The sequence below is a fragment of the Geobacillus sp. 47C-IIb genome (assembly GCF_014679705.1).
Lineage (GTDB): Bacteria > Bacillota > Bacilli > Bacillales > Anoxybacillaceae > Geobacillus > Geobacillus thermodenitrificans.
The window spans coordinates 947,167-973,344 of record NZ_CP061473.1; the positions used below are offsets into that span (position 1 = coordinate 947,167).

Annotated in this window: 31 protein-coding genes and 1 other annotated feature; of the genes, 3 read left to right on the forward strand and 28 right to left on the reverse strand. The window is 51.8% G+C overall.

Annotated elements, in window-relative coordinates:
- Nucleotides 1-30 precede the first annotated feature (30 nt).
- Nucleotides 31-414, forward strand: a complete 384-nt coding sequence (locus IC804_RS04815; protein ID WP_008881043.1) for a TIGR04086 family membrane protein — start codon at nucleotides 31-33, stop codon at nucleotides 412-414.
- A gap of 117 nt (nucleotides 415-531) precedes the next feature.
- On the opposite strand, the gene yajC is transcribed toward IC804_RS04815, so the two are convergent.
- The 15 genes from yajC to nadB all read right to left on the reverse strand — a co-directional run bounded on the left by yajC (nucleotide 532) and on the right by nadB (nucleotide 14,471).
- Nucleotides 532-807: a preprotein translocase subunit YajC gene (yajC, locus tag IC804_RS04820; protein WP_008881044.1), complete on the reverse strand. Its 276-nt coding sequence runs from the start codon at nucleotides 805-807 to the stop codon at nucleotides 532-534.
- 23 nt (nucleotides 808-830) lie between these two features.
- Nucleotides 831-1,973 (reverse strand): tRNA guanosine(34) transglycosylase Tgt, encoded by a 1,143-nt coding sequence (gene tgt, locus IC804_RS04825; RefSeq protein WP_008881045.1) that lies wholly within the window; start codon nucleotides 1,971-1,973, stop codon nucleotides 831-833.
- Between the two features lie 17 nt (nucleotides 1,974-1,990).
- Nucleotides 1,991-3,019 (reverse strand): tRNA preQ1(34) S-adenosylmethionine ribosyltransferase-isomerase QueA, encoded by a 1,029-nt coding sequence (gene queA, locus IC804_RS04830; RefSeq protein ID WP_008881046.1) that lies wholly within the window; start codon nucleotides 3,017-3,019, stop codon nucleotides 1,991-1,993.
- A 15-nt stretch (nucleotides 3,020-3,034) separates the two neighbouring features.
- Nucleotides 3,035-3,241: a DUF2905 domain-containing protein gene (locus IC804_RS04835; protein WP_008881047.1), complete on the reverse strand. Its 207-nt coding sequence runs from the start codon at nucleotides 3,239-3,241 to the stop codon at nucleotides 3,035-3,037.
- Nucleotides 3,238-4,239, reverse strand: coding sequence for a Holliday junction branch migration DNA helicase RuvB (gene ruvB / locus IC804_RS04840; protein WP_011887894.1), 1,002 nt, complete (start codon nucleotides 4,237-4,239; stop codon nucleotides 3,238-3,240). The genes IC804_RS04835 and ruvB overlap by 4 nt, the downstream gene beginning before the upstream one ends.
- Nucleotides 4,240-4,276: 37 nt before the next feature.
- Nucleotides 4,277-4,861, reverse strand: coding sequence for a Holliday junction branch migration protein RuvA (gene ruvA / locus IC804_RS04845; RefSeq protein ID WP_011887895.1), 585 nt, complete (start codon nucleotides 4,859-4,861; stop codon nucleotides 4,277-4,279).
- Nucleotides 4,862-4,961: 100 nt separating this feature from the next.
- Nucleotides 4,962-5,444: an intercompartmental signaling factor BofC gene (locus IC804_RS04850; protein ID WP_008881050.1), complete on the reverse strand. Its 483-nt coding sequence runs from the start codon at nucleotides 5,442-5,444 to the stop codon at nucleotides 4,962-4,964.
- 279 nt (nucleotides 5,445-5,723) lie between these two features.
- Nucleotides 5,724-6,467 carry a YebC/PmpR family DNA-binding transcriptional regulator gene (locus tag IC804_RS04855; protein WP_008881051.1) on the reverse strand — a complete coding sequence of 248 codons (744 nt, stop codon included), beginning with the start codon at nucleotides 6,465-6,467 and terminating at the stop codon, nucleotides 5,724-5,726.
- Between the two features lie 130 nt (nucleotides 6,468-6,597).
- The gene (locus IC804_RS04860) at nucleotides 6,598-7,332 is read right to left on the reverse strand and encodes a YhcN/YlaJ family sporulation lipoprotein (RefSeq protein WP_008881052.1); all 735 of its coding nucleotides are present in this window, start codon (nucleotides 7,330-7,332) and stop codon (nucleotides 6,598-6,600) included.
- 116 nt (nucleotides 7,333-7,448) lie between these two features.
- The gene (gene nadE / locus IC804_RS04865; RefSeq protein WP_008881053.1) at nucleotides 7,449-8,189 is read right to left on the reverse strand and encodes an NAD(+) synthase; all 741 of its coding nucleotides are present in this window, start codon (nucleotides 8,187-8,189) and stop codon (nucleotides 7,449-7,451) included.
- 35 nt (nucleotides 8,190-8,224) lie between these two features.
- Complete coding sequence (locus tag IC804_RS04870) at nucleotides 8,225-9,169, reverse strand: phosphotransferase (RefSeq protein WP_011887896.1); 945 nt, start codon at nucleotides 9,167-9,169, stop codon at nucleotides 8,225-8,227.
- Nucleotides 9,153-10,769 (reverse strand): SafA/ExsA family spore coat assembly protein, encoded by a 1,617-nt coding sequence (safA, locus tag IC804_RS04875; RefSeq protein ID WP_081156946.1) that lies wholly within the window; start codon nucleotides 10,767-10,769, stop codon nucleotides 9,153-9,155. The genes IC804_RS04870 and safA overlap by 17 nt, the downstream gene beginning before the upstream one ends.
- Nucleotides 10,770-10,927: 158 nt before the next feature.
- The gene (gene nadA, locus IC804_RS04880) at nucleotides 10,928-12,031 is read right to left on the reverse strand and encodes a quinolinate synthase NadA (protein WP_029760660.1); all 1,104 of its coding nucleotides are present in this window, start codon (nucleotides 12,029-12,031) and stop codon (nucleotides 10,928-10,930) included.
- Between the two features lie 14 nt (nucleotides 12,032-12,045).
- Entirely contained in the window at nucleotides 12,046-12,876 is an 831-nt protein-coding gene (gene nadC, locus IC804_RS04885; RefSeq protein ID WP_029760659.1) for a carboxylating nicotinate-nucleotide diphosphorylase, read from the reverse strand.
- A 32-nt stretch (nucleotides 12,877-12,908) separates the two neighbouring features.
- Nucleotides 12,909-14,471, reverse strand: coding sequence for an L-aspartate oxidase (gene nadB, locus IC804_RS04890; protein ID WP_029760658.1), 1,563 nt, complete (start codon nucleotides 14,469-14,471; stop codon nucleotides 12,909-12,911).
- A gap of 104 nt (nucleotides 14,472-14,575) precedes the next feature.
- Here nadB and IC804_RS04895 point away from each other — a divergent pair, with 104 nt between their 5' ends.
- Together IC804_RS04895 and IC804_RS04900 are read left to right on the forward strand one after the other, a co-directional pair.
- A complete protein-coding gene (locus IC804_RS04895) occupies nucleotides 14,576-15,721 on the forward strand; it encodes an IscS subfamily cysteine desulfurase (RefSeq protein WP_008881059.1) in 1,146 nt (381 codons plus the stop codon).
- The gene (locus IC804_RS04900; RefSeq protein WP_011887901.1) at nucleotides 15,709-16,257 is read left to right on the forward strand and encodes a transcription repressor NadR; all 549 of its coding nucleotides are present in this window, start codon (nucleotides 15,709-15,711) and stop codon (nucleotides 16,255-16,257) included. Before IC804_RS04895 ends, IC804_RS04900 begins: the two co-directional genes overlap by 13 nt.
- 278 nt (nucleotides 16,258-16,535) lie before the next feature.
- On the opposite strand, the gene pheA is transcribed toward IC804_RS04900, so the two are convergent.
- The 13 genes from pheA to mreC form a co-directional block, all read right to left on the reverse strand.
- A complete protein-coding gene (gene pheA, locus IC804_RS04905) occupies nucleotides 16,536-17,384 on the reverse strand; it encodes a prephenate dehydratase (RefSeq protein ID WP_011887902.1) in 849 nt (282 codons plus the stop codon).
- A 21-nt stretch (nucleotides 17,385-17,405) separates the two neighbouring features.
- Nucleotides 17,406-17,849 (reverse strand): ACT domain-containing protein, encoded by a 444-nt coding sequence (locus IC804_RS04910; RefSeq protein ID WP_008881062.1) that lies wholly within the window; start codon nucleotides 17,847-17,849, stop codon nucleotides 17,406-17,408.
- 17 nt (nucleotides 17,850-17,866) lie between these two features.
- Entirely contained in the window at nucleotides 17,867-19,168 is a 1,302-nt protein-coding gene (gene obgE / locus IC804_RS04915) for a GTPase ObgE (RefSeq protein WP_011887904.1), read from the reverse strand.
- A 94-nt stretch (nucleotides 19,169-19,262) separates the two neighbouring features.
- Nucleotides 19,263-19,823 carry a sporulation initiation phosphotransferase B gene (locus tag IC804_RS04920; RefSeq protein ID WP_008881064.1) on the reverse strand — a complete coding sequence of 187 codons (561 nt, stop codon included), beginning with the start codon at nucleotides 19,821-19,823 and terminating at the stop codon, nucleotides 19,263-19,265.
- A 177-nt stretch (nucleotides 19,824-20,000) separates the two neighbouring features.
- A complete protein-coding gene (gene rpmA / locus IC804_RS04925) occupies nucleotides 20,001-20,291 on the reverse strand; it encodes a 50S ribosomal protein L27 (RefSeq protein ID WP_008881065.1) in 291 nt (96 codons plus the stop codon).
- Nucleotides 20,292-20,306: 15 nt separating this feature from the next.
- On the reverse strand, nucleotides 20,307-20,639 hold the full coding sequence (locus IC804_RS04930; RefSeq protein ID WP_011887906.1) for a ribosomal-processing cysteine protease Prp: 333 nt from the start codon (nucleotides 20,637-20,639) through the stop codon (nucleotides 20,307-20,309).
- A 3-nt stretch (nucleotides 20,640-20,642) separates the two neighbouring features.
- Nucleotides 20,643-20,951, reverse strand: a complete 309-nt coding sequence (gene rplU / locus IC804_RS04935) for a 50S ribosomal protein L21 (protein ID WP_008881067.1) — start codon at nucleotides 20,949-20,951, stop codon at nucleotides 20,643-20,645.
- 14 nt (nucleotides 20,952-20,965) lie between these two features.
- Nucleotides 20,966-21,045: a sequence feature (ribosomal protein L21 leader region), on the reverse strand.
- Nucleotides 21,046-21,196: 151 nt separating this feature from the next.
- Nucleotides 21,197-22,057: a M50 family metallopeptidase gene (locus IC804_RS04940; protein WP_029760656.1), complete on the reverse strand. Its 861-nt coding sequence runs from the start codon at nucleotides 22,055-22,057 to the stop codon at nucleotides 21,197-21,199.
- Complete coding sequence (locus IC804_RS04945) at nucleotides 22,050-22,817, reverse strand: M23 family metallopeptidase (protein WP_011887908.1); 768 nt, start codon at nucleotides 22,815-22,817, stop codon at nucleotides 22,050-22,052. Before IC804_RS04945 ends, IC804_RS04940 begins: the two co-directional genes overlap by 8 nt.
- A 434-nt stretch (nucleotides 22,818-23,251) precedes the next feature.
- Nucleotides 23,252-24,055, reverse strand: a complete 804-nt coding sequence (minD, locus tag IC804_RS04950; protein WP_008881070.1) for a septum site-determining protein MinD — start codon at nucleotides 24,053-24,055, stop codon at nucleotides 23,252-23,254.
- Nucleotides 24,056-24,057: 2 nt separating this feature from the next.
- Entirely contained in the window at nucleotides 24,058-24,750 is a 693-nt protein-coding gene (gene minC, locus IC804_RS04955) for a septum site-determining protein MinC (RefSeq protein ID WP_008881071.1), read from the reverse strand.
- Nucleotides 24,751-24,790: 40 nt separating this feature from the next.
- Complete coding sequence (mreD, locus tag IC804_RS04960) at nucleotides 24,791-25,309, reverse strand: rod shape-determining protein MreD (RefSeq protein WP_011887910.1); 519 nt, start codon at nucleotides 25,307-25,309, stop codon at nucleotides 24,791-24,793.
- Nucleotides 25,306-26,172, reverse strand: a complete 867-nt coding sequence (gene mreC, locus IC804_RS04965; protein ID WP_008881074.1) for a rod shape-determining protein MreC — start codon at nucleotides 26,170-26,172, stop codon at nucleotides 25,306-25,308. The genes mreD and mreC overlap by 4 nt, the downstream gene beginning before the upstream one ends.
- Nucleotides 26,173-26,178: the final 6 nt, after the last annotated feature.

Below are 26,178 nucleotides of genomic sequence, written 5' to 3' on the forward strand. Positions count from 1 at the left end.
TAAAACGGTTGTGATCAGGGAGGGAACACGGTGTCACGACTTGGCAGCGCACTCGTATACGGGGTCTCCACCATTTTCGTTTTGGCAGCGCTCGTTAGCTTCATTTTTTCGTTGTTGCTTAAATGGACGGACATCCAGGAATCGTCGCTTACATGGATAATTTTTGCCGTCTCGGTCATTTCGATGTTCATCGGCGGCATCGTTGCTGGCGGAAAAAGTCAAGAAAAGGGATGGCTTGCCGGCGGACTGACCGGCTTCTTATTTACCGCGATCATCTTTTTGTTTCAATTTCTTGGCATCGAAAAGCCATTTACAGCCCAACAATGGCTGTATCATCTTCTCTTTTTTGTCTCTGCTGCCCTTGGCGGCATCGTCGGTGTCAACCTGTCACCGGCTCGCCGCGAGCGGACATAAGCGAGTGTCTCAATGTGAAAGCGGCTGTTTCCAAACGAAACAGCCGCTTTTTTGTCGTCAGTATTCATCTTTTCGATGACAGCTCCATTTCTAACGCTGTCAGCCGTTGCTTTCCATTTAGGTTATGCGTTGCTTTCCGACAACTTCACGCACCGCAGAACGGTCGTATGTAAGCCGCGTGCCGTCACCGGCGCGGATGATGATTTTATCTTCATCGACCGAGTCGATGATGCCATGCAAACCGCCAATCGTGACGATTTTATCGCCTTTTTTCAAATTCGCCTGCATTTGTTGGACGGCGCGCTGCCGCTTTTGCTGTGGGCGAATAAGCAAAAAGTAGAAAATGACGAAAAACAGCACGATCGGCAATAAATTCGCAATCGTCGCGTTCATTCAATCCCCCTCCTTTCTAATGACTAAAAGTTTTTCGCGTTTGGCTTGTTAAAGCCGTAACGCTCAAAAAATTCCTCACGGAAATCGGCGAGTCGATCTTCACGAATCGCTTGTCTCACCTGCTCCATTAATTTTATCAAAAAATAGACGTTATGGTAAGACGTGAGCCGGATACCAAATGTTTCATCACATTTAATGAGATGGCGAATATAGGCGCGCGTGTAGTTTCGACACGTATAGCAATCGCAGTTCGGATCAAGCGGTGTGAAGTCACGGGCGTACTGGGCGTTTTTAATGACAACCCGCCCCTCACTCGTCATAACCGTTCCGTTGCGGCCGATGCGCGTCGGCAAGACGCAGTCAAACATGTCGATGCCGCGGATCGCACCGTCAATGAGTGAATCGGGTGAACCGACGCCCATTAAATAGCGGGGCTTGTCCGTCGGCAAAAGTGGCGTTGTAAACTCAAGCACCCGATTCATCACATCTTTCGGCTCGCCGACCGACAACCCACCGACGGCATAGCCAGGAAAATCGAGCGACACTAAATCGCGCGCGCTTTGCCGGCGTAAGTCCTCATATTCACCGCCTTGGACGATGCCAAACAGCCCTTGTTCATTCGAGCGTCGATGGGCTTTCAGGCAGCGCTCCGCCCAGCGGCTCGTCCGCTCGACCGACCGTTTCATATAGTCATACGTCGCCGGATACGGCGGACATTCGTCAAACGCCATGATGATGTCAGCACCGAGCGCATTTTGGATTTCAGTCGCTTTTTCCGGCGATAAAAACAGCTTGTCGCCGTTTAAATGGTTGCGGAAATAGACACCTTCTTCCTCAATCCGGCGAAATTCGCTCAAGCTAAACACTTGGAATCCACCGGAATCCGTCAAAATGCCGCGATCCCAGTTCATAAAAGCGTGGAGGCCGCCCGCCTCAGCGACAATGTCATGGCCTGGGCGCAGCCAAAGATGGTACGTATTGCTTAAAATGACGCCTGCCCCCATTTCCTTCAACTCTTCTGGCGATAGCGTTTTGACCGTCGCAAGCGTCCCGACTGGCATAAACATCGGTGTTTCAAACGAGCCGTGCGGCGTGTGGAGAATGCCAAGGCGCGCTCCTGTCTGCCGACACGTTTTGATCAGTTCAAAGCGAATCGGTGTCGTCAACGTGCTGTTCTCCTTTCTTAAATGATGAGCATCGCATCGCCGAAGCTGAAAAAGCGGTACTGCTCTTTGACCGCCACTTCATACGCGTGCAAAATATGCTCGCGTCCGGCGAATGCACTCACTAACATAATGAGTGTCGATTTCGGCAAATGGAAGTTCGTCACGAGCCCATCAATGGCTTTAAACTCATAGCCTGGATAAATGAAAATGTCCGTCCAACCGCTCTCAGCGGCAAACCGGCCATCATGCCGATTGGCGATCGTCTCAAGTGTCCTCGTCGATGTCGTACCGACGGCGATAATGCGGCCGCCGTTCGCACGCACGCGGTTCAATATCGCCGCCGTTTCCTCACTCATTTGATAAAACTCAGCGTGCATATTGTGTTTTTCGACGTCATCCACTTGCACCGGCCGGAATGTACCGAGCCCAACATGAAGCGTAATAAAGGCGATATGTATCCCTTTTTCCCGAATGGCGTCAAGCAGCTCCTCAGTGAAATGAAGGCCGGCTGTTGGCGCTGCCGCTGAGCCGATTTCACGAGCGTACACCGTCTGATACCTCTCCGGATTATCGAGCTTTTCTTTAATATACGGCGGGAGCGGCATTTCGCCAAGTTCAGCCAATACTTGATAAAACAGCCCTTCGTACGAAAATTCAAGCACCCGGCCGCCATGCTCAAGCGTATCAAGACAAACGGCTTGAAGTTTCCCGCCGCCAAAGACGAGCTTCGTTCCCGGTCTGACCCGTTTGCCTGGCTTGACGAGCGTCTCCCAACGGTCGCCGTCTAACTGTTTTAACAAGAGCACCTCGACCATCCCGCCCGTTTCCGCTTTTTCCCCGTACAGACGCGCCGGCATGACACGGGTGTCGTTTAAGACGAGACAATCGCCAGGGTGTAAATACGAAATAATGTTGCGAAATGTTTCATGACGGATGGCCCCTGTTTGTTTATCGAGCACCATCAGCCGCGACGCCGCCCGATCCGGGAGCGGCGTTTGTGCAATGAGTTCCTCAGGCAAATGGAAATCAAACAAGTCAACTTTCATAAAGTTCTCCTTTCTTTAGCGAAATCGCCCGAGCACGTAAAAAATCAATGATAATACGACGCTTAGCAATATCGATGTGACGATCGGAAAATAAAAGGTCATGTTTCCTTTGCGGATGACGATATCCCCCGGCAAGCGGCCGAGTTTGACAAACTGCATAACAAACCCAACGATGATAAGCACAACGCCGATTATCATAATCAACTTAGGCAAGCTGTTCACCGCTTCGGAACCTCCATTCCTAAATGGGCATACGCCGCCGGCGTGGCGACACGCCCGCGCGGCGTTCGCTGCAATAAGCCGATTTGCAGCAAATACGGCTCATATACTTCCTCGATCGTTTGCGCTTCTTCTCCGATCACGGCTGCCATCGTTTCGAGTCCAACCGGACCGCCGGCAAACTTTTCAATGATCGCTAAAAGCAGCTTATGGTCAATGTGATCAAGCCCGAGTCGATCGACTTGCAGCCGCTCAAGTGCCTCGACGGCGAGCGGCAGCGTAATTTCCCCGTCCCCACGCACTTGAGCAAAGTCGCGAACACGGCGGAGCAGACGGTTGGCAATACGCGGCGTGCCACGCGCCCGGCGTGCCAGTTCAAGCGCCGCCTCATTGTTGATGATAATATGCAAAATAGCAGCCGCCCGCTCAATAATTTGCGCTAGTTGGTCCACTTGATAATATTCAAGCCGGCTGATGACACCAAATCGGTCGCGCAGCGGTGCGGACAGCGCTCCGGCCCTTGTTGTCGCTCCAACAAGCGTAAACGGCGGCAAATCTAGACGAAGCGAGCGCGCTTCAGGCCCTTTGCCGACCGTAATGTCCAAACAGTAATCTTCCATCGCGGGATAGAGAACTTCCTCAACCGTCCGCGGCAACCGATGAATTTCGTCAATAAACAACACATCCCCGGGCTCAAGCGATGTCAACAGCGCCGCTAAGTCACCGGGCCTCTCAAGTGCGGGCCCGGATGTCGCCCGCATCTTGACGCCCATTTCGTTCGCAATGATGGCGGCGAGCGTCGTTTTCCCGAGCCCCGGCGGGCCGTACAACAAGACGTGGTCAAGTGTTTCTTCACGCAGCTTGGCCGCTTCAATAAACACTTGCAAGTTTTCTTTTACCTTATCTTGCCCGATATATTCATGCAAATATTGCGGGCGCAAGGTTGGTTCGAACGCCGCCTCGCCGCCTAAAGCTGATCCAGATACAAGCCGTTCGTCCACCGTCGTCCCTCCCTTTTGGCTCGTTGCCAACAGCCATTTATTTCAGTAACATGGCCAACGCCCGCTTCACGTACTGTTCCGTCGACATCGTTTCTTCGCGGAGCGCCGGAATAATTTTTTCAATTTCTCGTTCCGCATAGCCAAGCGCCTTGAGCGCAGCAATCGCCTCAGCAAGCTCCCCAGACAGAGAAGCGGCCGGTCGTGGAGCCGTTGGCATTGAAAACATCGTAAGCTTTCCTTTTAAGTCTAAAATCATTTGCCGTGCCGTTTTTTTTCCAACACCCGGGAACTTACATAAAAATGCTTCATTTTCTTCCTCAATCGCCCGTGCCAGCTCATCCGGACGCCCCGCTGCCAAAATAGCGAGCCCCCCTTTTGGTCCAATGCCGGACACTTGGAGCAGCTTGGCGAACAAGTTCCGCTCTTCACGCGTTAGAAATCCGTATAAAGCGTGCACATCTTCACGCACGTATTCGTATGTATATACCGTTACCGCTGCCTCACGACTCTCCTCAAAGGCAAACGGGTTGGGAGTAAAAATTTCGTAGCCGATGCCGTTATGGTCGATCACAATATATTCGGGACAGATGTAATCGACATATCCGCGGATAAACTCGATCAATGCCTACTCCTCTCCTTTTCTCGTCCTTTCATTGTATCATACGATTTCATTATAGCAAAAAACAAATCCCGTGATGCGCTTCACACCACGGGATTCCGTTTTAATGCACGACCGCAAAATGGCGATACATTTCGATCACTTGTTCATATTGTTCTTTCGAGAGGACGCGGATGCCTTGTTTTAATTTCGCCTGCTGATGGCTTTCTAGTTTTTGTACATCGATTTGAAAAAACGACTGGATAATTTTCCCCGACTGATTCGGTTTACCGTTAAAAATAGATAATGTACCATCATCGGTGAGCCCGAAATAGCCGTTTGTTTTTAACAACGGGGAAATGTCGTTAATCGTTTTGCGAAAGACGATCGTCTGTCCATCGAGATCAATCAGCTGCCAGTCGCGGTACTTTTTCCATATTTCTGTTAACGAAACAACCGTTTCCGTTCTTTTCTCCTCGCTCATCTCTCCGTCTAAGTATTGCTGCTGCAATACAATCGTCATGTTCACCGGCGTTGGTGCGGCGAACGCCGAATGAGTCGGCAACACGACTGCAGCAACCAACAACATGATGGAAAGAATTCGCATTGTCCGTTCCTCTCTTCCAAAATGATAGTTTTCTTACATCATTAGTTTCGCCGCCAGTCGCCATTTTATTACTGTTTCGTTAGCTTTTTTTGTAAAAACAAGCTGCTGCCGAGCCAAAGTCAGCAAACAGGTGACGATGCTGTCATTGATAGATGCGCGCCAACGATTTGACACTTTGACGTTTGTTCGATGGAGCAACATTTCTATCTGTTGTTTCCCCCGTTATGATGTTTCGCCACCTCGATCTATAAAAAATCGCCAGCGTGCCGCCGACGATTGTTATTGTTCCTCAATCACTGATTCATCCAAGTTATGGTATACTTCTTGCACATCGTCATCATCTTCAAGCGTATCAATTAACTTCAACATCTTTTTCAATTCATCGCCTGATAACGTTGTATATGTTTGCGGAATCATCGTAATTTCCGCGCTCGCAAACGTTAATCCTTGCTGTTCAAGCTGTTCTTTTACCGTCTCAAACGACTCGGGCGTTGTATAAATTTCGAACGATTCGTCCGTCGTTTCCATCTCCTCCGCCCCTGCCTCAATCGCCAAAAGCAGCAACTCATCTTCCTCCATGTTGTGCTGCTCACGATCGATGACGAGCAATCCTTTGCGCTCAAACAAGTAAGAGACGCAACCTGTTTCCCCCAAGTTGCCGCCGTTTTTCGAAAATGCTGAACGCACGTTGGCAGCGGTCCGGTTTTTATTATCGGTCAAGCAGACAACCATGACAGCGACGCCGCCCGGTCCGTATCCTTCATAACGGATTTCCTCATAATTGGTATGTTCTTGGTTCCCCGTTGCCTTTTTAATCGCCCGTTCAATGTTTTCACCCGGCATATTAGCCGCCTTTGCCTTCTCAATGACAAGACGCAGGCTCGGGTTGGCCGCCGGGTCACCACCGCCGTTTTTTGCGGCAACATAAATTTCTTTCGCCAGTTTCATAAATAGTTTGCCGCGCTTAGCATCTTGAGCATTTTTCCGCCGTTGGATATTTTTCCACTTCGAATGTCCAGCCATCAAACTTTCTCCTCTCATCACAACGGAATGTTCCGATATTACTATAGCAAAAAACGCAGAAAATGTCAGCTGCGCCTAGCTGAAAGCGGAAAACGAGTAAAGGGGATGCCAATGGCACCCCCTTGCCGAACTACCGATTGTTTTCCGGCCGTTCTTGAATCGTACCGTCGATAAAAATAGTACGCAAATCGCGGCGAATTTCTTCCATGCTGATCGGCGCACCGCGGCGAATTGTGTTGTCAATCGTGCGGATGCGGTTGTACATGCTCGGATTGGACGTGACACGTACCCGTTTGCCGTTGGCGTACGGAGCCACTGCTTTGGCAACACGCTCTTCCAGCCGATCTGGATGGCGGGTATCAGTCGCAATGGCGATGAGCGCTTGATCGCCGTAAACGACCGTACGGGCATCATCTACTCCACTTACCGCTGCAGCGCGGCGGGAAAGCTCTTCAACCAAAGCACCGTCATAGCTACGGTAGTACGATGGATGCGGAGCAACATTCAGCGAATGTAAATGCCCGTGGTAGTTGTAATCGCCGTTGCCAAAATCCACTCCGCGCGGAAGAGCTGGGACGTCCGCATCCAATCGGGGCGCCGCCGACCGACCAAGGCGGTCACCGTCCGTCAAAAAGTCAGTCACCGGTCCGCGGCGTGCCCACATATAGTTGTTATCGTAGTTGAGCGCATTCGTTCCGTAACGACCGTAGCGGAAATCATCGTTCCGTTCTGTTGAGTAATAGCCGATCGGTCTCTCCGCATTGTTATAGCGCTGGGCTCCTTCGTCATTGGTCCCATAATTGGTGCATGAAGCGAGCAAGCCGGCTACCGACAATACACCGATCCATTTGACCGCGTACCTCAATGGAAAACCCCCCCTTGGTTTCCTTCGCCCAAGGCTGGCGCAAAGCCAGCCTTACATTTAGCTTGCGGAAAAAGCAGGGGGGTTATCGCTGTTAGTTCAAACCAACAAGACGACGGTTAAAACTTTGGTGGCGCAATGGCCAGCTGCCGTTTATGGTGCGAACGTTCATGCAGCCGTTCAATAATTTTCCGGTCTTGCTCTGGAATGTCTTCACCTTTTAAATATTTATCAATCATATCATACGTCGTGCCCATTTCGCTTTCATCCGTCTGTCCTTCCCATAATCCGGCGCTCGGCGCTTTCGTGATAATTTCTTCCGGAACACCAAGCAGACGAGCCATTTCACGCACTTCGCCTTTTGTGAAATGAATGAGCGGCACTAAATCAACCCCGCCATCGCCATATTTCGTAAAGTAGCCGGTGTGCCACTCCGCCGCATTGTCCGTACCGACAACGAGGTAGCCATAGTTGTTGGCGACAGCGTACAACGTCGTCATGCGCAGACGCGCCCTCGTGTTCGCATCGCCAAGCCGCGCCTTTTCTTCATTCCACTCACCGATGGCTTTCAACTCGGCTTCCACCGCGCCGAACAACGATTTATGCACCTCGGTCAAATCAATGACAAGATGTTGAATGCCGCAGCTTTCCACCACTTTGAGGGCATCTTCCATATCTTTTGCATGACTTTTGCACGGCATGATGAGGCCAAGCGAGTTATCTGGAAACGCCCGCTTGATCAAATGGGCAACAACGGCAGAGTCGATGCCACCGCTAATGCCGACTACTGCCCCGTTTAAGCCAGCCGACGCCACTTGTTCCCGCAGCCATTGGACAAGCTTGTCAATTTTTTCTTGCATCCGCCTTCGACTCCTTTTTCCAAAGATTTTACTCTTTATTTTAGCATAGCGAAAAGACGACGGACAAACCATTCCCGCTTCTTCCGATCCAATACGAGCGGGCGGCGTCGCGCGGCCGCCTGTCGCCACTCACGAAATACATCAGCAGGGAACAAAAGCGCATGCAAAAACCAACTTTTTTCCAGCCAACGACCAAGCGGAACAAAACGGGCGAGCGCCGAATACGACCAGCCGATATGCGGCAAAATACGGTTTGCGTATTGCCAATAATCAAGACCGGGCGAGGCGAGGGCGGCCGCATCGTAGTCGATCATATATACATCTCCACCGGCAGTGCGCAAAAAATTATGGGGCGCTACATCCCCATGAATGATGACGACAGGCTCCGCCGCTAACTCTTGGGCGTAATCGCCGCACGTTGCCAAGCAGTAATGCGCCCAGCGAAGCGTAAATAAAATATCCTCTTTTTCCATCGCTGTCTCAATGAACGGCAAATGTCGACAAAACTCATCGTAACAGCGCCGCCATTTTTCATACAGCTGCACAGACGGCAGCCGCATGGCTGCCCGTTTGTCACATACGATCCTTGCCGTTGCCACATGGTAGCTATGTAACGCTTGAAGCCCATCTTTGATGTCGCACTCGTTGACAAATACAAATGGGCGCGCACTAGCTACATATTCTGTCAGCAGCCAATGTCGCCCTCCGGCAGTGATGACACCTCCATGGCCGATCGGGACAACGGCTGGAGCGGCGAAAAAGCCGGAGCGGCGGAGAGCGGCAAGAAGCCAAGCTTGCCGTTCAGCCGCCACTAACGAATGGTACGCTTTCGCGACAAATGATCCGTGCGAAGTGGCGATGGCAATGACATTTGGTTTCAGCGCCACAGCCTGCCGAATAACAATCCGGTACTGGCGGCTAAGAAGAAAAAAGAGACGGCCAACGGCGTCTCTTTCTGTCAGGTTACTGTTCTTCCCCATGCTCGCTCTCCTCATCCGGCGGTCCGGCAAACAGGCGCGAACCGGCGGCGGGTGGGCTTACCGGGTAAACGGCACCGGGCCACGGGATCGCCTGCGCAGCTTGTTGCGGCGCGTACCCGTATGGAGCCGGCTGGGCGTACACTCCCGGAGGGGCATATCCCCCGTAGTACGGAGTCGGTGGATACACAGGCACATACCCAAAAGGCGGATATCCGGCTAGCGGCGCGTACACTCCAGATGGTGCATATCCCGGTGCGGCAGGACCGGACGCAGCGAAAGCGGCACCAGCTGGCGGTGCAAGCGGAGCAGCAGCCCCGTGTTTCCCCGGTTCAGAAAACTGCGGAGACTCTAAAGAATCATTGCTCCCTTCGCTAATGCCCGGAAATGGAGCCGGGTTATTTTCCGGGCCGCCCCCTAACGAACCCGGCGGCGGAGAATAAGATGGCATGGCTGGCGGCGGAGACATGTAAAACCCCGCTCCTGGCAAAATAGGCGTCACTGGCACACATCCTTGGTCAACACCGAAAACTGGTGCCGTCATCGGTGCAATTGGAACATGCGGAATGTTCGGCAACGGTGGCGGGGTTTCCTCGCTTTCGTCTGCTATTTCTGTTTGTTCCCCTTTCAGTTCAGTTGGGCTTTCATCCATCTCCTCTTTCATCATGCCAGGCAAAATGTTGCTCGGCTTCGGTGGAATCGGTGGCAGATTCGGCAACGATTTGGCAAACGAAACGTGAGGGGTCGGAACGACCGGCGGAATCGTATGTGTAAGCGGCGGTGTATAGGCTGTCGGTGCTTTCGGCGCCTCGTTCGCCGGTACGTTCGGTGTTTCATTCACCGGCACGTTCGGCGCTTCGTTCACTGGTACGTTCGGTGTCTCGTTCACCGGCACATTCGGGGCTTCGTTCACTGACACATTCGCCTTCTTGTTCTCCATTCCCTTCGATGTCCCGCTTATCGGCGCCTTTGCTGTTCCTTTCCCCTCTGCCTTTGGCGCTTCGACCGCCGGCGCCTTCGGTTTTTCTTTCACTTCCGCTTTCGGCGCTTTGGCCGCTGGTGCTTTCGGTTTTTCTTTCACCTCCGCTTTCGGTGCTTCGACCGCTGGCGCTTTCGGTTTTTCTTTCGCCTCCGCTTTCGGTGCTTCGACCGCTGGCGCTTTCGGTTTTTCTTTCGCCTCCGCTTTCGGTGCTTCGACCGCTGGTGCTTTCGGTTTTTCTTTCACTTCCGCCTTCGGCGCTTTGGCCGCTGGCGCCTTCGGTTTTTCTTTTTCCACTGCTTTCGGCGCCTCGTTCACTGGTATTTCATTTTCCAAGACGGAGCCGCTAGCTGTGTCCATCTCCGCATCAATATTGAATGAAACGAACGGTTTCGTCTCCGCGTACGGATGTTCTCCCACTTTCGGCTTTTTTGACGGTGCATACGTTTTTGTTTCTTTTTTTATTGGCACTCCTGCTGTCGGCACTTTAATTTTCATGCCAGGCATAATCATATTCGGATCGCTCAAATGCCCATTTATCTTTTTCAATTGTTCAAAATCAACCCCATATTTTTGGGCAATTTTCCAAAGGGTATCGCCCTTTTGAACAATATGGATTTTCACGCGGTTCCCCTCCTAAACCGAGACTGTTTGCGCTCTATCCAACCGATGCTTGTTTCTTGTTATCATCTTTCAACACAATGTATGACGATGGTTGTTGATTTATGATAAAAAAATCCCTGGCCGGACGGAAGCGATCCCGTCTTCGCCAGGGAGGAGAACTAGGCAAGGGCAAGCATGCGCTCGAGTGCTAGCTTTGCTTCGAACGCTACTTCCCTTGGAACGGTAATGCGGTTGACGACTGTTCCTTCACTGAGCGATTCCAACGCCCAAACGAAATGCGGCAAATCGATCCGGTTCATCGTCAAACACGGGCACATATACGGATTAAGAGAAATGATTTCTTTGTCCGGATGCTCATGCATAAGGCGATTCACCAAATTCATTTCTGTTCCGATCGCCCATCGGCTACCGGGTGAGGCGTTGCGAATCGTTTCGATAATGTATTTTGTTGAACCGGCGTAATCGGCTTGCTGGACGACGTCCCAGCTGCATTCCGGATGGACGATTACCTTTGTTTCCGGTTTCGTCTGCCGAATATGCTCGATTTGCCGGACATTGAAGTTTTCATGCACCGAGCAATGGCCCTTCCAAAGAATGACTTTCACCTTGTCAAGGTCACCGTTGCCTTGCAATGTTTCCTCATATGGATCCCAGACGGCCATCTCGTCAAGGCCAACGCCGAGTGCATAGGCCGTATTTCGGCCTAAATGCTGGTCCGGTAAAAAGAAGATCCGTTCTTTTTGTGAAAACGCCCACGCTACCATCTTTTGCGCGTTGGACGACGTAACCGTCGCCCCTCCATTTCGGCCGACAAACGCTTTAATCGCCGCTGTGGAATTGACGTATACAAGCGGCAGAATCGTCTCGCCAAATCGATCCGTCAATGCCGCCCATGCCCGCTCAACTTGAAAAATATCGGCCATATCGGCCATCGAACAGCCAGCGCGCAAGTCCGGCAAAATAACTGCCTGCTCCTCACTCGTTAAAATGTCCGCGGTTTCCGCCATGAAATGGACGCCGCAAAACACAATATATTCCGCTTCGTTGTTTTTCGCCGCCAGTTGGGCGAGCTGAAGCGAGTCGCCGGTGGCATCAGCGAACTGAATGACCTCATCTTTTTGGTAATGATGTCCAGGGATAAAAAGACGCCGCCCGAGCTGCTCCTTCACCGCGCGGGCGCGCGCTTCGAGCTCATCTCTGTCCATCGTTTTATACTGTTCCGGCATATTATCGAGCTGTTTGAACTGTTCGAGTACGTTCATCATTCTCTCCTCCGTCATTGTAAATAAAAACTAATGTCCAACGCTGCAGCTGAATGCGTTAAAAACCCAAGTGAAATGTAGTCGACTCCGGTCGCACCGTATGCTGCTACATTGGCGAGCGTAATACCGCCGGACGCCTCCGTGATGATCGGTTTCGGCACGAGCCGGACGAACGACCGCACTTCATCCGGCGTCCGATTGTCAAACATAATAATGTCAGCCCCGGCTTCGACCGCCTCGAGCACCTGAGCTTCCGTTTCCGTTTCGACTTCGATTTTCACCATATGGCCGAGCCGCTCTCTCACCGCTTTGACAGCGGCGGCAATCGACCCACAAAAGGCGATATGATTGTCTTTAATCATCACACCATCGTACAAGCCAAAGCGGTGATTGTAGCCGCCACCGCAAGTAACCGCATATTTTTCCAACATGCGCAAACCCGGTGTCGTTTTTCGCGTATCGCAAAGGCGAGTATGGCTGTCACCAAGCAGGTCAACCGCCTGCCGCGTCATAGTCGCAATGCCGCTCAAACGCTGAAGCAAATTCAAAATGACGCGCTCACCAGACAACAGTGGACGGACAGGCCCAGAAACGGCGGCGATCGTTTCACCAGCTGCAATCCGTTCGCCGTCCCGTTTCATGATCGATACCTCGATATGCGGATCAAGCAGTTGATAGCCAGTGGCAATAAGGTCGACGCCAGCCACAACCCCGTCCTCTTTCGCCGTAAACACCCCCGTCGCACGTTCGTTAGCCGGAAAAATCGTGTCGCTTGTCACATCCCCATCGCCGATATCTTCAAGAAAAAACTGCCTCAACAACTGTTCGAGTTTTAACCGATTCATCGCCTCATCCTCCTTTTGATCTTATTCCCGCTTTACCGTCCAACTGGTGCATGCTCCCACTCTTCTTTCGTCCGCACGAGGCGTCGGCCTTTCCAGTCCGGATGATCATACGGAAAATCACTTCGGTAGTGGCCGCCACGGCTTTCCGTGCGGCGAAGCGCAGACGAGGCGACAAGCCAACCGGTAAGGAGCATATACCCTGTTTCAATCTCCTCTGCCGACAAGCATTCAAGATCGCCATCCAACCAATCTGGCAAGGAAAATTGTTCGAACCAGCGAACCGCCTCACAAAGCCGCCCTTTTTCACGGACGATACCGACAAATGTGGACAATCGCTCACGGATGCACGACCGTTCCGGAAGCGGAGGCACCAAAAGACGACGCGAGTGGCCAAACGATCGGGCAGCGCGGTATACTGACGTCGGCCACTCCTCCCGGCGATTGATAGAGTGGGCCACACGGGCTCCAAAGACGATCGCTTCAAGCAACGAATTGCTTGCCAACCGGTTGGCACCGTGCACACCGGTGCACGCCACTTCCCCAACGGCATACAAGCCCGGCACGGTCGTCTGCCCCCATTCATTGACCATAATGCCGCCCATTAAAAAGTGGGCGCCTGGCACAACCGGGAGGCGGCCGGCCTCAAGATCAACGCCATGCGCCTCGCATAACGCCGCAATCGTCGGAAAACGGCGGTGGAAATGAGGAACGGCGGAAATATTTAAGTAGACGCGGCCGCCTCGCTCCGTTTCCGCGGCGATCGCGCGGGCGACAACATCACGCGGTGCCAAATCACGAAGTGGGTGAACGCCATTCATTAAGCGCCGCCCGTCTTCCGTCTCAAGCACCGCTCCTTCTCCGCGCACCGCTTCCGATACTAATCCGACCGCTTTTCCTCCGACAGCCAGCATCGTCGGATGAAATTGGATAAATTCCATGTCGGCGACTGCCGCGCCGGCGCGATACGCCATGGCAATGCCATCACCAGTCACGGTCGGCGCGTTGGAAGTGAACGTATACAGCCCGGCGCAGCCGCCGGTCGCTAGGACGACTGCCGCCGCCCGCCAAACGGAGACAGCACCGTCTTTTCGCTTCGTTTTCACCCCGACACAGCGGCCGTCTTCCATCAAAAGTTCGATGACTTGTTCACCTTCCACCACTGATACGCGCCCTTTCACCTGCTGAAGCAAAAATGTAACGATCTCCTTGCCCGTTTGGTCGCCGCCAGCGTGTAAAATGCGGCGGTGGCTATGCCCGCCTTCAAGGCCGAAGCAAAGCTGTCCATGTTCATCTGCATCGAACGCCATCCCAGCGTCCATCCATTCTTGCAGCCGCTTCGGCCCTTCACGAACGAGCAACTCAACCATTCGCACATCGTTATGATGGCAGCCGGCCGTAAGCGTGTCGTGGAAATGAACGCGCCAATCATCGTCGGGGGCTAACGCTGCCGCCACCCCACCTTGCGCCCGCCAAGAGTTGCAGTCCGTTTTCCCTTTTTTTGTGAAAACAATCACATTTTCTTGCACCTGTAAATAATAAGCCACTGTTAAAGCGGCCAATCCGCTACCAACAATAATGATGCCGTTTTCCCCCACAACCGCTCACCTCTCTTTTCACCTGTCTTGACATCTATATTTACACATATTTAAACTAATGACAAGAGGTTGATTGAAAAAAGTGAAAGAAAAGGCGGGAGAATATGATTTATTTGGACTACGCAGCGACGACACCAATGTGCAAAGAAGCCATCGAGGCTTATGCTGAGGCAGCGGCCGTTTATTTTGGCAATGAAAGTAGCCTGCACGACGTCGGCACGAAAGCGAAGCAATTGCTGACGCTATGCCGGCGTGAGCTTGCCGCTATGATCAACGGGGAAGCAGAAGGGATTTATTTCACAAGCGGCGGCACGGAGGCAAATGTGCTCGCCATTCGGTCGCTCATTGCCGCCCACCGCCACAAAGGGAATCATTTAATCACTACCGAAGTCGAACACGCCTCACTTTATCATTTGTTTCAACAGCTTGAAACGGAAGGATATGCGGTGACGTATTTGCCCGTCGATCGATTCGGTCGCATCCGTCTCGCTGATTTGGAACGGGCCATCACACCGCAGACGATCCTCGCTTCCATCCAGCATGCCAACTCGGAAATCGGCACCATCCAGCCGCTTGCTGACATCGGTCGCCTGTTGCGAGCGCGCGGCATCCTTTTTCATAGCGACTGCGTGCAAACTTTTGCTAAAATACAGCTAGACGTTAAGGCGATGGCGATTGACAGCGTATCGATTTCCGCTCATAAAGTGTACGGTCCAAAAGGCGTCGGAGCCGTCTACATCGACCCGCACCTTCATTGGAAACCCGTTTTTCCAGGGACGACACACGAATCCGGCTTCCGACCCGGAACAGTCAATGTGCCGGGGATCGTTGCCTTCCTCACTGCCGCTAAGCAGCTTTACGAACGGATGGAAGGTGAACAGACACGATTTGAACAGCTGCGCCGCCGGCTGCTTGACGCCATAGCAGCCAAACAGCTGCCGATTGCCGTTGAAGGCCATCCTAGCTGTCGACTTGCCCATATTGTCGGGTTGTCTGTTACCGGTTTTGAAGGGCAGCTCGTCATGCTGGAATGCAACCGTGCCGGTATTGCCATTTCAACTGGCAGCGCCTGCCAAGTCGGATTGCAGGCGCCGTCGCGCACCATGCTTGCCGTCGGCAAAACCCCAGAGGAGGCAAAGCAGTTCGTCCGTGTATCACTTGGTACGTCCACGCGGGAAATAGAGATCGATCAATTGATCTCCACATTAGAACAGTTTATCCGAACGCGAAAGGAGGTATGGACAAGGTGAAAGAAGAAAAGAAAATTTTAGGAGAAGCGCGGCGCCAGCTCATTTTGCAATGGCTGAAAGAAAGCGAGACACCGCTCACCGGGGCAGAATTGGCAGCAAAAACGAACGTCAGCCGCCAAGTAATCGTCCAAGATATTTCGCTGTTAAAGGCACGCAACGAACCTATTATCGCGACAAGCCAAGGATATTTGTATTTAAAGCCGGCCGAACCGACGCAAACGTATACGCGAACCATCGCCTGCTCCCATACACCGGAACAGACAAAAGAAGAACTGTATTTGCTTGTCGACTGTGGTGTAACGGTAAAAGATGTCAAAATTGAACATCCGGTCTATGGCGATTTAATTGCATCGGTCATGGTCAGCAACCGCTTCGAAGTCGACCAGTTTATCGCCAAAATTGAAGCGACAAAATCAGCATATTTATTGCAGCTGACCGATGGGACGCATTTGCATACGCTCGAAGCTGACTCACCAGAAAAGCTCGACGCCGCCTGCCGTGCCTTAAAACAAGCGGGATTTTTAATCGAGGCCTAACCCCTCTTCATTTGCACGCTCCTGTCCCGCCACCAAAACGGGCGTTCCACAGCAGCTAAACAGAACGTGCAGCATTTTTCACCTAAGCAAAGCGGGCAATAGGAGATAAGAGAGCGATGAAAAAAAGAAGTGTAGCAGCGGTGGAAGGCAAAAGAGGCTGATTCAAAAGGTATCGTTCTTTACGAGGGAGATAACATCTCGTCTCTCATAAAATGACCTAGTACACATATGCCATGATAGGAAAGGGTGTCCTCCTAGTTTTGGGACACCCTGGTGTTTTAGACAAAGTAATATGGATAGCTGCCTAACAGTTGCACCGTACAGCCGAGCGCTTCGATTTCGGCGATCGCTCCCGGGATGAGGACATCATCCATCGGTGCGTCAATATCAATGATAAAAAAGTAGTTGCCAAGCCCTGTTTTCGCTGGGCGCGACTCGATTTTCGTCAAGTTCAGCCGCCGCCAAGCAAACGCCGACAGCACTTGGTGGAGCGCACCAGGCTGATCTTGCGGCAACATGACAACAATGGTCGTTTTGTCGCCGGCATAAAGCGGCGAATCAGGCGAAAGCGGCTGCCTGCTTCGGCTGACGACGATAAAGCGCGTATGGTTGTAATCATAATCATGAATATTTTCCTGCACAATCGTCAAGCCGTATTCGCTCGCTGCGAGCCGATTGGCAATCGCCGCCACTGGCAAGTGCGGATGTTCGCTGACAAATTTGGCAGCGGCGCTCGTTGACGTCGTGGGCACTTGCTTTGCGCCTTTGAGCACCGTATGTAAAAATTTGCGGCACTGAGCAATGGCATGCGAATGTGAATACACTTCTTTAATCTCCCGCCAATGCGGTGCATAGTACGGATGCACCATGAAATGCTGCTCAATCGGAACAACGATTTCACCGATGATCGGCAACGGCTGTTCATGGATTAAATAATCGAGCGTTAAATTGACCGACCCTTCCAACGCATTCTCAAGCGGCACAACCGCTGCCTCAATTTCCCCAGCAGCGACAGCATCGATGCAGTCGGGAATCGTGGCGTACGGCTGTCGCGGCTCTGATGGAAATAGCGCCGCAACGGCCGCTTCAGTAAACGTCGCCTTCGGTCCTAAATAGCCGATTCTCATCTCGTTTGCCTCTCCCTTGCTTTAATACACTCCCGAGCCGACAATTTCAACTTTTTCGACAAATTCAAGCCCCCTAAGTTTTGCCAACAGTTCATCAATGTCTTCATGCATATCGTTTGTGCTGACGGAAAGCGTCACGTTCGCCCGTCCTTGCAGTGGGATCGTCTGGTGGATCGTCAGCACATTGCAGCCTGCCGCTGCTACGACGCTAAGCAGCTGTGACAACGTGCCCGAGCGGTCTTCCAAATGAAAAAACAACGTGACGATATTTTCTTTCGTCACCGCCTGAAACGGAAAAATGGCATCGCGGTATTTATAAAAGACGCCGCGGCTAATGTTGGCGAGCTGAGCCGCCTCGGCAACCGAGGCGGCTTTTTTCCGCTCAAGCAGCTGTTTCGCCAGCACGACTTTTTTCATCGCTTCCGGCAAGATGTCTTCGCGCACTAAATAAAATTTTTTCTCCACCGCACCTTCCTCCGCTTTTATCGTTCATCCCAGTCATCGACAAACTCAAATTCGTAATCGAGCAGCCGGACGGTGTCGCCGTCTTTCGCTCCGCGCTCGCGCAACGCGTCGTCGACTCCCATGGCACGCAGTTGGCGGGCGAAGCGGCGCACCGATTCTTCACGCGAGAAGTCGGTCATTTTAAACAGTTTCTCAATTTTTTCACCCGACAAAATGAACGCCCCATCGCTGCCGCGGGTAATGGTAAACGGCAGCTCCTCTTTTTCGTATTTGTACACGACGCGCTGCACTGCCGGCTCTTCCAGTTCATGGAGCGGAAACTCCGGCGTTGTTTCGAGCAAATCAGCAATGGCAAACAGCAACTCGCGCACCCCTTGCCTTGTCGCTGCTGAAATCGGAAAGACGGGCACTGCCTCGCCGACTTTCTCTTTAAAGCGGCGCAAATTTTCTTCGGCGTTTGGCATGTCCATTTTATTAGCTGCGACAATTTGCGGCCGTTCAGTCAAGCGCAAATTGTATTGCTTCAACTCCTCGTTGATGACGACATAGTCGTCATACGGATCACGCCCTTCCACCGCGGCCATATCGATGACATGGACGATCACGCGAGTCCGTTCAATATGCCGCAAAAACTGATGTCCTAAGCCGACCCCCTCATGGGCGCCTTCGATGAGCCCCGGCAAGTCAGCCATGACAAAGCTGCGGCCGTCTTCCGTTTCGACGACGCCCAAATTCGGCACGAGTGTCGTAAAGTGGTACTCAGCAATTTTCGGTCTTGCTGCTGAAACGACGGACAATAACGTCGATTTGCCGACACTTGGGAACCCGACAAGGCCAACATCAGCGAGCAGTTTTAATTCCAAAATGACGTTCCGCTCCTCGCCTGGCTCGCCGTTTTCCGCGATCTCTGGCGCCGGATTAGCCGCGGTCGCAAACCGGGTGTTTCCTCGCCCGCCTCGCCCTCCTTTGGCGACGACAAACCGCTGTCCTTGTTCGGTCAAATCGGCGAGCACTTCGTTTGTATCGGCATCGATGACAACCGTCCCCGGCGGCACTTTGACAAGCAAGTCTTCAGCATTTTTGCCGTGCTGATTTTTCGACATGCCGTTTTCGCCGCGCGGCGCTTTAAAATGGCGTTGGTAGCGGAAATCCATTAACGTCCGCAGCCCTTCGTCGACGACGAACACAACGTCGCCGCCTTTACCGCCGTCTCCGCCAGCCGGCCCGCCTTTTGGGACATATTTTTCACGGCGAAACGCGACCATACCGTTGCCGCCGTCCCCACCTTTGACGTAAATTTTCACTTGATCGACAAACATAGCTGTTCCTCCGATTCGCTTCCATCATGGCGAAATTAGTGTAACTAATACTTATTATTGTATACAGAGCCAATTCAATGCTGTCAATATGTGCTCAAGAATAAGTCATTTCAGAGCGGATCAGCAGCTCAAGCTCCACGGTCAACTCTTCCGCACCGACAGCAAACGATACAAGCCGAAGCGGCGGCGCCGGCTCGCATCGTTCCAACCAAGCACGAACCGCTTCCTCGTCCTGCCATGCGCCACGATAATCAAAAAACAACAAGGCCCGCCCGTAAGACAGCTCGATCGACAAGCACACATGGTTTTCCGTCCGTCTATCGGCCTGCATCTCAAGCAAGCGAAGAAACTCGCGACACCATTCGGTCAACCGTTTGTCATACAATGACAAATCCGCTTCGCCGCCCGTGATTTCATACTCAAGACTAACCGGGCGCGGCTCCCAATTGTAAGTCATGACAAGTTCGGCGAATCGCTCGGCCTTCAAGTTCGTCAGCCGGGTTTCCTGCTGCATCTCACCGATAATGCCATTAATGACTTCCTGCACCCGTTCGATTTTATTGAGCGCCAAATGACCTTTAATGAGCTGAATTTTATTCAGCCAGTCATGGCGGGCATGGCGCATCACTTCAACGACCGTCCATCGCTTTTCCATTCACTGCTCCCCTATTCATGCGGCGCAGTTTCCCACACCGTCTTTTCTTCAGCCTCTTCTTCATCAAGAGGCCATTCACTTTTACTATAACATTTTCTGACATTAAACGGGAACGATTTTTCAAGGACAAAAAGAAAAACCCTAACCGGAATGGTTAGAGTTTTTCTCCGAAACAAATTACGCTTCTTGGCTAACCGGGTAGACGCTGACACGTTTCCGGTCGCGGCCGAGCCGCTCGAAACGAACGATGCCGTCGATTTTCGCGTACAGCGTGTCATCGCCGCCGCGGCCAACGTTCAAGCCCGGATGAACTTTCGTTCCGCGTTGGCGGTACAAAATCGAGCCGCCAGTGACGAATTGACCGTCAGCGCGTTTCGCACCAAGACGTTTTGCGATCGAATCACGGCCGTTTTTTGTCGAACCGACCCCTTTTTTCGAAGCGAAAAATTGCAAGTCGAGTCTCAGCATAGCAGTCACCTCCTGCTAGATAGATGTCACGCGGATAAACTTCCCGTAATCGCGTTCGATCGTCTTTAACGAGACGACCATCGCTTCCAACAATAATTGCACTTTCTCTGCCGTCGCTGCTTCTTCCAACTTCGGAAGCTCACAGCGAAGATAGCCTCCGTCTTGGCCAAGCGAAACGTGCGGGCGAACGCCGGTGAGCGCCTCGATGGCATTGATGGTGCCAAACGAGACGGCCGAAGCGCCGGCACATACGATATCTTGCCCGCGCTTGGCAAACTCGGCGTGCCCATCCATCGTAAACGCGCGAATGCGGCCGTCCGCTTCCCGTTCAATCGTGACGCGGATCATCGCTTACGCGTTGATTTTTTCGATGACGACTTTCGTATATGGCTGACGGTGGCCTTGTTTGCGGCGATAGTTCTTTTTCGCTTTATATTTGAAGACGATAATTTTCTTTTGTCGGCCGTGCTTTTGCACTTTCGCCGTAACCGTCGCACCTTCGACTGTCGGATTTCCGATTTTCACCGTTTCCCCGCCGACGAACAGCACTTTGTCAAACGTCACCGTATCGCCTTCATTAGCATCCAATTTTTCAATGTAAATTTCTTGGCCTTCTTGTACTTTCAATTGTTTACCGCCAGTTTCGATAATTGCGTACATGCCTCGCACCTCCTTTATGAACTCAGACTCGCCAGCGTCAAGGCGGTTCCAACCGGAACACTTCACAACCCGCGCTGAGCGGTTGTAGTACGGGTGCGTCTTTTTGCGACAGCCGCCCTCTTTTGTCCCTGCTATTAAGGGACAAAAAGTCTACAACGTTAACTATAGTAACATACAAACGACCGGCCGTCAACCGCAATCTTCTCCCCAGAGGGGAATGAAACGGTTCAAACGGCCAGCCGTCATCAATAAATGAGAGCGCCAAGCGGCGCATCAGTCCGCTTTTCAGCAAAAAATGCGTGCAACAGTTCGTTTTCATCAAGCGCCGTCCGTTCGCGTCCATTGCGGACGACGACGATCGCATGTTTTTGGCCGCGATAAAAGCGTTGCAGCACAGCAGAGATGCGCTCGTCCGCTGGGGCGGTGATCGTCTGCAGCCTTGCGTAATCCCCCTTTTTCCCGTAATACCGCTCAAGCAAAAAGCGCATAACAATATATGGATGTTGTTTTTTCTCTTGCCAAAGCGCATACGCCAAAAAGACTGCAATCGTCCATAAATCAAGCTGACGTGGCATGAATACAAGCAAAAGGATGATACTGGCCGCCAGCACAGCCGCTGATATCGCAACCATCTTCCGGTGCGCCTCGCTGAACGGACGGTGATACGACAACAGCAAAAACAGCAGTTTACCGCCGTCAAGCGGCCAGATCGGCAGCAAATTTAAACTAAAAACAGCCACGTTATAACGGAAAAACAATTCCCAACTCCCGTCATCCATCCAGCCCGCCTTCCACAAAAAAAACGCAGCCGTTGTCAACCAAAGATGCTGTGCCGGTCCGGCGAGCGTGACAATCCATTCTTCGCGGAATGGACGGTTTCCATGCTCTTCTACTTCTGCCACTCCGCCGAACGGCAGCAACAAAATCCTCTTTATCCGCCAAGAAAAAAACGCCGCTGCCACCGCATGGCCAAGTTCATGGACAAGAACGATAAAAAACAGCAAACAAAGCTGCTTAAAATGGGCAGTCAATACCGCCATGCCGCCGATCAGCCATAATAACGGATGAACGTGCAACTTTCCAAGCAGCCCTAGATACTTATTCAAAGGAGATCACCTGGATCGGATCGATAAATTGCTCCCCTTGCTTAATGGCAAAATAAAACAACCCTTTCTGTTTTTCTTTATCACTCGCCTGGGCGGTACCGACTTCTTTTCCCATCTCGATAAAATCGTACAGCTTCACCGAAATGGTGCCTAAATGGCCATACCACGTCTCACTGCCATCCGCATGCTGAATGATGACCGTTTTTCCGAGCTTCTCCTTCGTGCCGGCAAACGTGACGATCCCTTCTTTCATCGCTTCGACTTTCGCCTCACTCTCTGTTTCGATCATCACCCCTTGACCATTTTCGTCAAAGCTTTCAAGCACTCGACCGGAAACTGGCACCGCGTATGAGGACGCTATTTCCGTTTTTGTCCCTTTTTTTGGCGCAAAAAAGGCGAGCGGCTCGCCGAACATGTTTTCATACCAAGCCGAAACAGCCGCAAACTGAAATTCTGTTTCCATCGTCCGCACGACAAACTGCCGTGCCGGTTCAAGCGAAGCGGATGGATGCCTGAACAAAATGGCGGTCACTAACACGAGACAGGCGGCGATGAGCGTTTTAAAAAGAAACCACTCTTTGCGGAACAGCGGATGGGACTCTGATTCAAACGAATAGCGGTCATACGTGACGACCGGCAGCCCGTACCGTTCCTCGTCCGCTATCCCCCACACCGGCTCCTTTCGCTTTTTTGATTGATATTGGCGCTCTTTTCGCCGCTTTTCAATTCGCTTTTTCATCTCTCGAATGCGTCGGTCCATATGTCCCCCCTCCACCTTTCTAACAACGTTTGTACTAATTTATGAGACAACCTCATTGAATATGAACAAGCGTTTTTCACCGAGCCCATCTCTATGGCCAAGGCTCCTCGCTTCCAAAGACGGACGTGTTTACATCCTAACTATTTTCTAAGAAGCCTTGTTTGCATCAGGTTCCCCATCCACCTTACTAAAATACTTGCAGCATTATAAAAAAGAGGGCGTCTCTAAAGCAACGAGACACCCTTTCTACCACCATATACACATATCAAACGAATCCGTCAGTCTATATCTGATGTTTTGTTGAGGGCAAACGGCCTTTTGGGTTTTCCTTTTACCCCCATATTCTCTCATGCTGAGCCGCTGTATGCCGGAGCCTTCCTCGAACGATGAGCAAAACAAAAAGGGCAATTTCCCCTCGGAATTGCCCCATTCCTCTATTTCAAACTAAAGATTTTCCGAATCTTAGAGAACAGTCCTTTCTCTTCTTCCTCAAGTGGCGGCAACGGCACTGACTCGCCAAGAATACGGCGCGCGATGTTGCGGTAAGCGATTGACGCTTTGCTGTTCGGGTCAAGGACGATCGGCTCGCCGCGGTTAGACGCTTTGATCACGTTTTCATCGTCGACGATAATGCCGAGCAGCTCAATCGATAAGTGCATGACAATTTCATCAACATCCAACATATCTCCGTTTTTCACCATATTGCTGCGAATGCGATTGATGATGAGGCGTGGCGGCTTGACGTGCTCTTCCGCTTCAAGCAGGCCGATGATGCGATCCGCATCGCGAACGGCCGATACTTCCGGTGTCGTGACGACGATCGCCTCATCCGCACCGGCGACGGCATTGCGGTAGCCTTGCTCAATGCCGGCTGGACAGTCGATGAGCACATAATCGTATTCTTGCTTCAGCTGCTCGATCATCTCTTTCATCTGTTCCGGATTGACCGCCGACTTATCGCTCGTTTGCGCCGCCGGCAGCAAATACAAATGGTTATCGAACCGCTTATCTTTGACAAGCGCTTTTTGTACCGTACAGCGTCCTTCAACGACATCCACTAAATCATAAATAATTCGGTTTTCAAGCCCCAACACGACATCAAGGTTGCGCAGCCCGATGTCCGTATCGACGAGGCACACCCGCTTCCCCAAAATGGCGAGGGCCGTCCCAAGGTTCGCGGTCGTCGTCGTTTTGCCGACACCGCCCTTCCCGGAAGTAATGACGATCGCTTCTCCCACGGTTACATTCTCCTTTCTAAGCGCGTCAAATTCGGCCGCAAATGCATGAGCAGCTGCAGGCGGTCAACAACAATTTGATTATGTTCATTAATATAAGCACATTCCATTTCATTTCTTTCGTCCGTTTTGTAATCGGGAGCACGATTCATGACATCGCCGATGCGCAGCTGCATCGGCTTCATCACTGACGCGGCAATGATCGCCTCTTTATTCCCAGCGTATCCAGCATGGGCGATGCCGCGCAAGGCGCCGAGGATGAAAATGTTGCCTCCGGCAATCACCGTTCCACCGGGGTTCACATCACCGAGCAGCAGCAAATCCCCCTCGACGTGAAGCACTTGCCCGGAACGAACAATGCGCGAGACAGTGACGATTTCCGTTTTCTGTACCCATTCGATCGCTTCTGCTTTCGATATCACATTGCTCTCGATCGAATCGACGACCAAGTTTTTCGAACGGCGGATGAGCGCTCGCAACTCCTCCTCTTGGGCGGGCGTTAAGTAGCGATTTCCAACTTTCAGATGAACGGAGACGAGCGGGCTGTTGGCCGCGACGCTGGAGCGTTTGACGAGACGCTCCTCAATTTCTTTCATTAAATCATCGTACGAGCAGCGGTCATCAAGATACAGCGTCAGCCCATCTTTCGTCCCTTTAATCGTCACGTACTGCTGCTTTTGTTTTGCCACAACGTTCACCCCAACGAATAATTCTACAGAACGGGCCGTTTTTCCTCTTTTATTCTTCCTGCTCCAATCGGCGAATTTTGGTCAGCCACCGTCCGAGCGGGTACGAGAAGATGAGCAAAAATGCGATGTTTAACAGCAGCGTCGGCCATAACCGGCGATCCCAAAAAACAGAAAACGACCAATCTGTCCGCCCGATCAACAGCTGAATGCCGTACACATAACTGTCAAGCAGGGCAATAGCCAACACCGATAACAAAAACGCAACCGCCCAGCTCTGGTGAAACCATTTTGTTGCTTTGCCCGCTATATAGGCGATGAGCGTATAGGCAAAGGCGTTAACACCGAGCAGTTCCGTATAGATGCAATCATATAGGAACCCGAAAATGAAGCCGTAGCCCATCGCCCGCGTCCCGCCAAGGTAAACAGCCATTAGCACTAAAAAAACGAGAAAAAAACGGGGCACAAAAAAATAGCGAATATATAAGTCACCCTTCGGCCATACATCAACAAAAATGCTTTCGCTGACAAAACATAACACCGCAAGGAAAGGGAGCTGCCACTTTTTCACTTTGCCTCCTCCTCTTCTTGCAGTGTCTTATCGATTTTTCGTTTCACAATCATTACATCGTCAATATCATACAAGTTGGCAAACGGTTTGACATAGACGATTTGCGTCAGTCCGTACTGATCTGGTTTGACCTCGGTCACTTCGCCGATCGGCAATCCTTTCGGAAACACACCACCGAGGCCGGAAGTCAACACTTTTTGCTTTTTTTTCACTTCGGCATCAATCGGAATTTCGCCGAGCACTAGTTCACGCCGCTTTTCATCGTACCCTTCGATTAACCCAAATACATTTTCATTCCCTTGGACGTAGGCGGAAATGCGGTTGTTTTGATCAAGCGCGCTTAACAGTTGCACCGTGGACGTAAATTGGGAAGCGTGCTGCACCTTGCCGACAAGCCCGGCCGGGGTAATGACCGCCATATCTTTTTTGACCCCATGCTGAATTCCTTTGTTGACAATGATCGTCTCCCGCCAACGCTCCGGGTTTCTCCCGATCACTGTTGCCTGAATCGGAATAAAGTCGCGCAAGCTCTCCTTTTTATCAAGCAGCTCGCGCAGCCGCTCATTTTCCTGGCGCAGCGCCTCGACCTCTGTCTGCAGTGCCGTATATTCCTCAAGCCTTGCTTTCAATACCTCGTTTTCCTCATATGTATGGCGGAGGTCGTTCACATTTTCAAAGAAGCCCGCGACAAACTGTGCGGGCTTCTCAAACAGAAGCTGAATACCCCCAGCAGTGTCTTTAATAAACTGCTCTGGCCATGTCAGTTCCTCACGGTTGCGCAACGAAAAACCGATCAACATGACAAGAATGACAATGCTGACAAGCAAAAAAATGAGGCGCTTATTTCCAAAAAACTGTGACATGCGTCA

What these genes read in the sequence shown, in the direction of transcription:
- nadA (WP_029760660.1), bottom strand. Translation starts at nt 12,031, where the DNA reads ATGAACGTACTCGAACAGTTCAAACAGCTCGATAATATGCCGGAACAG.
- IC804_RS04895 (WP_008881059.1), top strand. Translation starts at nt 14,576, where the DNA reads ATGATTTATTTGGACTACGCAGCGACGACACCAATGTGCAAAGAAGCC.
- rpmA (WP_008881065.1), bottom strand. Translation starts at nt 20,291, where the DNA reads ATGCTGAGACTCGACTTGCAATTTTTCGCTTCGAAAAAAGGGGTCGGT.
- IC804_RS04855 (WP_008881051.1), bottom strand. Translation starts at nt 6,467, where the DNA reads ATGGCTGGACATTCGAAGTGGAAAAATATCCAACGGCGGAAAAATGCT.
- obgE (WP_011887904.1), bottom strand. Translation starts at nt 19,168, where the DNA reads ATGTTTGTCGATCAAGTGAAAATTTACGTCAAAGGTGGGGACGGCGGC.
- pheA (WP_011887902.1), bottom strand. Translation starts at nt 17,384, where the DNA reads ATGAGAATCGGCTATTTAGGACCGAAGGCGACGTTTACTGAAGCGGCC.
- IC804_RS04945 (WP_011887908.1), bottom strand. Translation starts at nt 22,817, where the DNA reads ATGGACCGACGCATTCGAGAGATGAAAAAGCGAATTGAAAAGCGGCGA.
- IC804_RS04920 (WP_008881064.1), bottom strand. Translation starts at nt 19,823, where the DNA reads ATGGAAAAGCGATGGACGGTCGTTGAAGTGATGCGCCATGCCCGCCAT.
- IC804_RS04930 (WP_011887906.1), bottom strand. Translation starts at nt 20,639, where the DNA reads ATGATCCGCGTCACGATTGAACGGGAAGCGGACGGCCGCATTCGCGCG.
- yajC (WP_008881044.1), bottom strand. Translation starts at nt 807, where the DNA reads ATGAACGCGACGATTGCGAATTTATTGCCGATCGTGCTGTTTTTCGTC.
- mreC (WP_008881074.1), bottom strand. Translation starts at nt 26,172, where the DNA reads ATGTCACAGTTTTTTGGAAATAAGCGCCTCATTTTTTTGCTTGTCAGC.
- IC804_RS04900 (WP_011887901.1), top strand. Translation starts at nt 15,709, where the DNA reads ATGGACAAGGTGAAAGAAGAAAAGAAAATTTTAGGAGAAGCGCGGCGC.
- nadC (WP_029760659.1), bottom strand. Translation starts at nt 12,876, where the DNA reads ATGAATCGGTTAAAACTCGAACAGTTGTTGAGGCAGTTTTTTCTTGAA.
- IC804_RS04850 (WP_008881050.1), bottom strand. Translation starts at nt 5,444, where the DNA reads ATGCGAATTCTTTCCATCATGTTGTTGGTTGCTGCAGTCGTGTTGCCG.
- nadE (WP_008881053.1), bottom strand. Translation starts at nt 8,189, where the DNA reads ATGCAAGAAAAAATTGACAAGCTTGTCCAATGGCTGCGGGAACAAGTG.
- rplU (WP_008881067.1), bottom strand. Translation starts at nt 20,951, where the DNA reads ATGTACGCAATTATCGAAACTGGCGGTAAACAATTGAAAGTACAAGAA.
- IC804_RS04870 (WP_011887896.1), bottom strand. Translation starts at nt 9,169, where the DNA reads ATGGGGAAGAACAGTAACCTGACAGAAAGAGACGCCGTTGGCCGTCTC.
- queA (WP_008881046.1), bottom strand. Translation starts at nt 3,019, where the DNA reads ATGAAAGTTGACTTGTTTGATTTCCATTTGCCTGAGGAACTCATTGCA.